The following is a 6,095-nucleotide window of genomic DNA, read 5'->3' on the forward strand; positions in this document are numbered from 1 at the left end:
GATGCTTACCAAGATGACCAAACGCGCGTGGATACCGCTGGTGTTGGCGGTGGTGCTCACCGTCTCGGGGTTCGGCGTGGCCCGACTGCACCGCATCTTCGGCTCCGAGGACCTCAACGCCAACGCCGGCTCCGGGATCGAGATCATCCAGTTCAACCCGAAGGTCGTGAAATACGAGGTCTTCGGGCCCGCCGGGACCACCGCAAGCATCAACTACTGGGACGCCGAAGCCAACACCCATCAGGTCGACGGCGCGCCGCTGCCGTGGTCGTACACCATCAGCACGACCCTGCCCGCCGTCAGCGCCAACATCATGGCGCAGGGTGACGGGGACCAGATCGGCTGCCGCATCACCGTCGACGGCCTGGTCCGCGAACAGCAGACGGCCGACGGGTTGAACGCCCAGACCTTCTGCCTGGTGAAGTCGGCATGAGCCACCTGACGAACACCGACGCGCACCGGCCGGTCATCCCGCACGCGATCCGGCTGTTCGCAGTGCCGATCGTGCTGGTGTGGGTCTTGCTCACCGTGGTCGTCAACACCATCGTGCCGCGTCTGGAGGTCGTCGGCGAGGCGCATTCGGCGCCGATGGCCCCGATGGACGCGCCGTCGATGCAGGCGATGATGCGTCTGGGCCACAACTTCAAGGAATTCGACTCCAACAGCACGATCATGATCGTGCTGGAGGGTCAGCAGCCGCTCGGCGACGCCGCACACCGGTACTACGCCGACATCATCCGTCAACTGCGGCAAAAACCCGACCACGTGCAGCACATCCAGGACTTCTGGAGCGACCGGCTGACCGCGGCGGGCGTCCAGAGCGCCGACGCCAAAGGCGCATACGTGATGCTGAACCTTGCCGGCAACCAGGGCACCACGCAGGCGAACGACTCGGTCGAAGCGGTCCGCGACGTCATCAAGGCCACGCCGGCGCCGCCGGGCGTGCAGGCCTACGTCACGGGGCCGGCCGCACTGTCCGACGACATGCACGTCATCGGCAACGCCAGCCTGGGCAAGATCACGCTGTTCACCCTCGGCGCGATCGCGGTGATGTTGCTGCTCGTCTACCGCTCCCTCGTCACCACGGCGGTGCAGCTTTTCATGACGGGCATAGCGCTGGCGTCGTCGCGCGGCGTCGTCGCGGTGCTGGCCTACAACGACGTCTTCGGGCTCACCACGTTCGCGGCCAACATCCTGACCATGCTGGCCATCGCGGCCGGCACCGATTACGGGATATTCCTGATCGGCCGCTATCAAGAGGCGCTCCGCGCCGGTGAAGACCGGGAAACCGCGTACTACACGACGTTCCGGTCGGTGGCCCCGGTTGTCCTGGGGTCGGGCCTGACCATTGCGGGCGCGACGTACTGCCTCAGCTTCGCCCGGCTGCCCTGGTTTTCCACGATGGGCGCACCCGTGGCGATCGGAATGCTGGTGGTGGTGGCCGCCGGGCTCACGCTGGGGCCGGCCGTGGTGTTCCTGGGCAGCCGTGTCGGTCTCTTCGAGCCCAAGCGCGCGGCCAAAGGCCGGCTGTGGCGGCGTGTCGGCATCGCCGTGGTGCGCTGGCCCGCACCGGTTTTAGCCGTCAGCGCGTCGATCGTGCTGATCGGCATGCTCGGCCTGCCCGGATACCGGACCAGCTACAACGACCGCTACTACCTGCCCACCAGCGCCGCCTCCAACGTCGGGTACGCAGCCGCCGACCGGCATTTCTCCCAAGCCCGGATGAACCCCGACATGCTGATGGTCGAGGCCGACCACGACATGCGCAACACGGCCGACATGCTGGTGTTGGACCGGGTGGCCAAAAACGTGCTCCGCGTGCACGGCATCGTGATGGTCCAGGACATCACCCGACCATTGGGAATTCCGATCCAGCACAGTTCGATACCGTTCCAGAACAGCATCCAAGCCCAGACACTGATGCAGAACATGGCGTTCTTGAAGGATCGGATGGCCGACATCCTCAGAATGGCCGACGAACTCGGAACGACCATCTCGATCCTGCAGCGCCAGTACGACGTTCAGCGCCGACTCGTCGAGGCCACCCACCGCACCGACGTCGACACCCACGAAATCACGGAGATCACCGACGAGTTGCGTGACCACCTTGCGGATTTCGACGACTTCTGGCGGCCTCTCCGCAGTTACTTCTACTGGGACAAGCACTGTTTCGACATTCCCATCTGTTTCTCCTTCAGGTCGGTGTTCGACTCGCTGGACGTGATCGACAAGCTCGACGAGAAATTCCACCAGCTGGCAAACGATTTCGACTCCATCGACACGATCCAGCCGCAGCTGATGGAGCTGTTGCCGCCGCAGATCGAATCGCTCAAGACGACTCGGGCGCTGACGCTGACCATGCACGCCACGTTCCAGGCGATGATCAACCAGCTGGAGGCCCTGAGCGACACCGCGATGGTCATGGGGCAGAGCTTCGACACCTCCCGCAACGACGACTTCTTCTATCTGCCGCCCGAGGCCTTCGACAACCCCGACTTCCAAATCGGTCTGAGACAGTTCATGTCACCGGACGGCAAGTCGGCCCGGTTCTTCGTCACCCACCAGGGTGATCCGATGACCCCCGAAGGGATCTCGCGCGTCGACGCGGAGCGAACCGCCGCGCAGGAGGGGCTGAAGCAGTCGTCCCTGTCGGAGGCCAAGGTTTTCCTGGGCGGCACCGCCGCGACGTTCAAGGACATGCACGACGGCGAGAAGTTCGACCTCATGATCGCGGTGCTGTCGTCGTTGACGCTGATCTTCATGATCATGCTGTTGCTCACCCGCAGCCTGGTCGCCGCGCTGGTGATCGTCGGCACCGCGGCGAGCTCGATCGCGGCGTCGTTCGGACTGTCCGTGCTCGTCTGGCAGGAACTGTTCGGCTTCAACATCCACTGGATCGTGATGGCGCTGTCCGTCATCATCCTGTTGGCGGTCGGGTCCGACTACAACCTGTTGCTGGTGTCGCGGTTCAAGGAAGAGATCCACGCCGGTCTCAAGACGGGGACCATCCGGTCGATGGCCGGCAGCGGCGGGGTGGTGACGGCCGCCGGTCTGGTGTTCGCCTTCACCATGGCGTCTTTTCTCGGCAGCGATCTGCAGGTGCTCGGCCAGTTCGGCTCCACCGTCTGCGTCGGTCTGCTGCTCGACACGCTGGTCGTGCGCACATTGTTGATGCCGTCGATCGCCACGCTGCTGGGACGCTGGTTCTGGTGGCCGCAGGTGGTCCACCCGCGCGGCTCCGACAACGTGCGCCGCCCAGACCCGCTCCCCGCGGACACCGCGCCGCTGCCGGTCCCGGCGCTTCGCTAGTCGTCACCGACCTCGACGCACACCGCGACGGCGCCGGCCCCGACATGCAACGCCAGCACCGGGCCCAGGCCGGTGACGATCGCCGGCCCGCACGCCGGCAGCCGCCCGGCCAGCGCCGCGGCCACGCCGGCGGCGGCGTCCGGGTTGTCGGCGTGCTGCACCGCGATCGCGGCGGGGCGGTCGCTGACCAGCTCGCAGACGCGGTCCACCATCGCCGCCAGCGCCCTGCTGGCGGTGCGGATCCGTTGCGCCAGAACGACTTCGCCGTCATCGATGCACAGCAGCGGCTTGAGCGACAGCCGGGTGCCCAGCCACGCCGCGGCACCGCCGATCCGTCCGCTGCGCCGCAGGTTGTCCAGCCGGTTCGGCACGATGAAGCCATGGTTGCGGAGCACCGCGGCGCCGGCAGCCGCGGCAACGGCGTCCAGGTCGGCGCCGGCGGCGGCGGCCCCGGCCGCGGCCAGCGCGACGAAACCCGTGCTCATCGCGGTCGATCTGGAGTCGACGATCCGCACCCCGGCGCCGATGTCGGCCGCCGTCGTCGCGGCGACGCCCACGGTTCCCGACAGCTCCGCCGACAGGTGCACCGCCACCACGCCGTCACCGCCGCTGTCGGCCAGCGCTTGCCGGTAAACCTCGGAGATCTCGGCCGGAGCCGGGGCGGCGGTCGTCGCGCGTCCGCGCAGCAGCAGATCCTCCGGCACGTCGTCCACGCCGTCGCGCAGATCGGCGTCGTCGAGCAGGACATGCAGCGGGATCACGCGGATCGCCCACTTCCGGCGCAGGTCGTCGGGCAGGCACGCCGACGAGTCGGTGACGACCACGACTGACATCGGTGTCAGCCGGGCGGCTTCTCGCCGGGCACGCCGGCCTGTACCAGCGCCTTGAGCATCAACTCCGCGACGGCCTGATGGGCCTCGAAGTTCCAGTGGATGCCGTCGGGGTTGCCGCGGCCGCTCGTGATGTGTTCGGCGACCGCCGCTTTCAAGTCGACCAGCGGAATATCGTGCTGCTGGGCCCAATGCGTGATCGCCGCCACGGTGCCGGCCCGGCCGTGGTGGGCTCTGCCGTACGTCGGGGCGACGTGCACCGACGGCAGCGACGCCACGATCGGAATGCCGGGCCGGTTGAAATCGATTGCGCTGCGTGTGTTTTCGAGATACTCGGCAGTCAGGTGGGGCGGCAGCGCGGATCTGGCCACCGGCGAAAGCCGCGGCTGCAGCCAGCCGTAGCCGTCGCGCGCCCAGTACCGCAGCCGCGGCGGCCGGACGTAGCGGATGAGCTCGCGCACCGCGGTCGGCAACACCGACGGCAGCGAGTCCATGCCGCCGGTCGCGAAGATCACCGCCCCTGCGCGTGGCAGCGCCGCCCACGCCCGCGGGTCCTGCGTGGCGGCCCACCAGACGTCGCGGCAGGTCCAGCCGATGCGACCGATCAGCTCGACATCCCAACCCAGTTGCGCACCAACAATATTGGGCCATATGCGGGGGTCGTCTGCGGGCAGCCCGCCGGTGGGGCCATAGTAGGCCAGCGAGTCGGCGAACACCAGCAGCACCGTGTCAGAGGACATCGCCGGCGACCTGTGCCGAAGCGTTCCACACGTCCAGACGCCACCGGATGCCCTCGAAGCCTGCGCAGTCCGCGCCGGAGTGTCCGGACAGCTGCGTCCAGCTGGCGTTGCCCATGCCGCCCAGCACCGGCCAGTTGTCGAGCGGCAGCCGCAGCAGCGCCGCGGTGAGAGCGGCGATCAGGCCACCGTGCGCGACCAGCACCACCGGGCGGTCGGGTTCCGGGGGGTCGCCCCAATCCAGTTGTGCGGCAACCAGTTCTGCGACCAGAGGCACGCTGCGGGCGGCCACGTCGACCCGACTCTCGCCGCCATGCGGAGCCCACCCGGCGTCGTCGCGCCAGGCCAGCCGGGCGCCGGGCGCGGCGGCGTCGATCTGGTCGTGGGTCATCGCCTGCCAGTCGCCCAGATGCGTCTCGCGCAGCCGCTCGTCGGCCCGCAGCGGCAGGCCGGCGCGCTCGGCCAGGACAACCGCGGTGTCGTAGGCGCGCCGCAAATCCGACGACACGATGAGCCGCGGCTGGCGTTTGCCCAGCACCTCCGCGGCGGCGACGGCCTGAGCGCGGCCCAGCTCGCTGAGGGCGGTGTCGAGCTGGCCCTGCATCCGGCTGCCCAGGTTGAAGTCGGTCTGCCCGTGGCGCAGCAGCACCAGCCGCCGCGTCGTCATCCCACGCCGTCCGTATCGACGGACAGCAGCGGGCAGTCCCGCCACAGCCGGTCCAGCGCATAGAAGTCGCGTTCGTCCTGGTGCTGGATGTGCACGACGATGTCGATGTAGTCCAGCAGCGTCCAGCGCCCCTCCCGGGCGCCCTCGCGCCGGGCCGGCCGGTAACCCGCGCCGCGCATCTTCTGCTCCACCTCGTCGACGATGGCGTTCACCTGACGCTCGTTGGACGCCGAGGCGATGACGAAGCAGTCGGTGATGACCAGCTGGGCGGACACGTCGATGACGACGACGTCGTCGGCGAGTTTCGCCGCGGCGGCGCCGGCGGCCACCGTCGCCATGTCGATGGCTTCCCGGGTGGCCGTCATACCGTGTCGCCGGGCTTGCGGTAGAGCTCGCGCTTGGAGATGTACTGCACCACGCCGTCGGGCATCAGGTACCGCAGCGGCCGGCCCTCTTCGGCGCGGTGGCGGCAGTCGGTCGACGAGATGGCCAGCGCCGGGACCTCGACCAGGGTCAACGCGTCGTCGGGCAGGGTCTCGTCGGGCAGGGTCT

At 68.4% G+C, this 6,095-nt stretch carries 6 protein-coding genes and 1 pseudogene; 2 read left to right on the top strand and 5 right to left on the bottom strand.

Translation table 11 applies throughout. The features are described from left to right. Position 1 precedes the first annotated feature (1 nt). Together ABDW21_RS03320 and ABDW21_RS03325 are read left to right on the top strand one after the other, a co-directional pair. On the top strand, positions 2-433 hold the full coding sequence (locus tag ABDW21_RS03320) for an MmpS family protein (RefSeq protein ID WP_343710057.1): 432 nt from the start codon (positions 2-4) through the stop codon (positions 431-433). Next, positions 430-3,309 carry an RND family transporter gene (locus tag ABDW21_RS03325; RefSeq protein WP_343600064.1) on the top strand — a complete coding sequence of 960 codons (2,880 nt, stop codon included), beginning with the start codon at positions 430-432 and terminating at the stop codon, positions 3,307-3,309. Before ABDW21_RS03320 ends, ABDW21_RS03325 begins: the two co-directional genes overlap by 4 nt. Here ABDW21_RS03325 and ABDW21_RS03330 read toward each other — a convergent pair. The 5 genes and pseudogenes from ABDW21_RS03330 to ABDW21_RS03350 all read right to left on the bottom strand — a co-directional run. Continuing rightward, positions 3,306-4,142: a DegV family protein gene (locus tag ABDW21_RS03330; protein ID WP_343600062.1), complete on the bottom strand. Its 837-nt coding sequence runs from the start codon at positions 4,140-4,142 to the stop codon at positions 3,306-3,308. The genes ABDW21_RS03325 and ABDW21_RS03330 overlap by 4 nt on opposite strands. 5 nt (positions 4,143-4,147) lie before the next feature. After that, complete coding sequence (gene octT / locus ABDW21_RS03335) at positions 4,148-4,879, bottom strand: diglucosylglycerate octanoyltransferase (RefSeq protein ID WP_343600060.1); 732 nt, start codon at positions 4,877-4,879, stop codon at positions 4,148-4,150. Continuing rightward, entirely contained in the window at positions 4,869-5,543 is a 675-nt protein-coding gene (gene gpgP / locus ABDW21_RS03340) for a glucosyl-3-phosphoglycerate phosphatase (RefSeq protein WP_343600059.1), read from the bottom strand. Before gpgP ends, octT begins: the two co-directional genes overlap by 11 nt. After that, positions 5,540-5,908 (bottom strand): ribosome silencing factor, encoded by a 369-nt coding sequence (gene rsfS, locus ABDW21_RS03345; RefSeq protein WP_343600057.1) that lies wholly within the window; start codon positions 5,906-5,908, stop codon positions 5,540-5,542. Before rsfS ends, gpgP begins: the two co-directional genes overlap by 4 nt. Continuing rightward, a pseudogene (locus ABDW21_RS03350) lies at positions 5,905-6,095 on the bottom strand (nicotinic acid mononucleotide adenylyltransferase); the annotation flags it as partial. The gene rsfS and the pseudogene ABDW21_RS03350, both read right to left, overlap by 4 nt.

The sequence above is a fragment of the Mycobacterium sp. genome (genome assembly GCF_039583805.1).
Taxonomy (GTDB): domain Bacteria; phylum Actinomycetota; class Actinomycetes; order Mycobacteriales; family Mycobacteriaceae; genus Mycobacterium.

What these genes read in the sequence shown, in the direction of transcription:
- gpgP (WP_343600059.1), bottom strand. Translation starts at nt 5,543, where the DNA reads ATGACGACGCGGCGGCTGGTGCTGCTGCGCCACGGGCAGACCGACTTC.
- ABDW21_RS03325 (WP_343600064.1), top strand. Translation starts at nt 430, where the DNA reads ATGAGCCACCTGACGAACACCGACGCGCACCGGCCGGTCATCCCGCAC.
- octT (WP_343600060.1), bottom strand. Translation starts at nt 4,879, where the DNA reads ATGTCCTCTGACACGGTGCTGCTGGTGTTCGCCGACTCGCTGGCCTAC.
- ABDW21_RS03330 (WP_343600062.1), bottom strand. Translation starts at nt 4,142, where the DNA reads ATGTCAGTCGTGGTCGTCACCGACTCGTCGGCGTGCCTGCCCGACGAC.
- ABDW21_RS03320 (WP_343710057.1), top strand. Translation starts at nt 2, where the DNA reads ATGCTTACCAAGATGACCAAACGCGCGTGGATACCGCTGGTGTTGGCG.
- rsfS (WP_343600057.1), bottom strand. Translation starts at nt 5,908, where the DNA reads ATGACGGCCACCCGGGAAGCCATCGACATGGCGACGGTGGCCGCCGGC.